This window comes from Stenotrophomonas sp. NPDC077421 (assembly GCF_049545505.1).
Classification (GTDB): Bacteria; Pseudomonadota; Gammaproteobacteria; order Xanthomonadales; family Xanthomonadaceae; genus Stenotrophomonas; species Stenotrophomonas nematodicola.
In genome coordinates this window covers 1-1,415 of sequence record NZ_JBMWDP010000087.1, presented here as the reverse complement: position 1 = coordinate 1,415, position 1,415 = coordinate 1, and the positions used below count along the sequence as shown (strand labels likewise).

Here is a 1,415-nt window from a genome sequence, read left to right as displayed (position 1 = left end):
CTGGGTGACCGGATGCGGGTTACCCTGGCCGGCCTTCGCCTCACCACCGCCGTGCGGATGGTCAACCGGGTTCATGGCAGCACCACGAACGGTCGGGCGGACACCGCGCCAGCGCTTGGCGCCAGCCTTGCCCAGCTTTTCCAGGTTGTGCTCGTCGTTACCGACTTCACCGATGGTGGCGCGGCACTCGACCGGCACCTTGCGCATTTCACCCGAGCGCAGGCGCAGGGTGGCGTAGATGCCTTCACGAGCGACGAGCTGCACGGCGGCGCCGGCGGCACGCGCGATCTGGGCACCCTTGCCCGGCTTCAGTTCGATGCCGTGGACAGTGGTACCGACCGGGATGTTGCGCAGCGGCAGGGTGTTGCCGGTCTTGATCGGCGCATCCGAGCCCGCGATCACCTGGTCACCGGCCTTCAGGCCCTTCGGTGCGATGATGTAGCGACGCTCGCCGTCGACGTAGCACAGCAGGGCGATGTGGGCGGTGCGGTTCGGATCGTATTCGATGCGTTCCACGCGCGCCGGAATGCCTTCCTTGTTGCGCTTGAAGTCGATGACGCGGTAGTGCTGCTTGTGGCCACCACCAACGTGACGGGTGGTGATACGGCCGTGGTGGTTACGACCACCCGACTTGCTCTGCGGCTCCAGCAACGCTGCGTGCGGTGCGCCCTTGTGCAGATCGGGCGTAACCACGCGCACGGCCGAACGACGGCCGGGGGAAGTGGGCTTGAATTTCATCAATGGCATGGGATGTACCTCAGGCCTTGGCCGTTACATCGATGGACTGGCCATCGGCGAGACGCACGTATGCCTTGCGCCAATCGCCGCGGCGGCCGTTGCGGTTACGGAAGGACTTGTTCTTGCCCTTCACGTTCAGCACGTTGACCGACTCGACCTTGACATCGAACAGCTGCTCAACCGCGGCCTTTACATCGGCCTTGGTCGCTTCGTTCGACACTTCAAAGACATACTGGTTGGAATGTTCCTGCAGGCGCGCGGTCTTTTCGGAGACTCGCGGAGCGCGAAGAACGCTGAAGATTTTCTCGTTGGCGTTCATGCCAGCCACTCCTCGACCTTCTTGACCGCGTCAGCGGTGATGACGACCGTGTCGGCACCCACCAGCGACACCGGGTCCAGACCCTGGACGTCACGCACTTCCACGTAGGGAATGTTGCGTGCCGACAGGTACAGGTGCTCGGAAGCCTCTTCGGTGACGATCAGCGGACGCTTGCCCACTTCCAGGCCGGCCAGCTTGGCGATCAACGACTTGGTGTTGGTCGCTTCGACATCGAAGGACTCCACGATCGTCAGACGGCCCTGGCGGTTCAGCTCGGACAGGATCGCGCACATGGCTGCACGGTACTGCTTACGGTTGACCTTCTGCTCGAAGCTGCGCGGCTTGGCCGCGAAGGTGA

3 protein-coding genes are annotated in these 1,415 nt (G+C 63.5%); all 3 read right to left on the bottom strand.

The genetic code is table 11. The features are described from left to right. Positions 1–747, bottom strand: a 747-nt coding sequence (gene rplB, locus ACPEH1_RS20575) for a 50S ribosomal protein L2 (RefSeq protein ID WP_423716319.1), incomplete at its 3' end; no start/stop codon positions are given. A 10-nt stretch (positions 748–757) separates the two neighbouring features. Beyond that, the gene (rplW, locus tag ACPEH1_RS20570; RefSeq protein WP_017355407.1) at positions 758–1,057 is read right to left on the bottom strand and encodes a 50S ribosomal protein L23; all 300 of its coding nucleotides are present in this window, start codon (positions 1,055–1,057) and stop codon (positions 758–760) included. Continuing rightward, positions 1,054–1,415, bottom strand: a 362-nt coding sequence (locus ACPEH1_RS20565) for a 50S ribosomal protein L4 (protein ID WP_423716318.1), incomplete at its 5' end; no start/stop codon positions are given. The genes ACPEH1_RS20565 and rplW, both read right to left, overlap by 4 nt.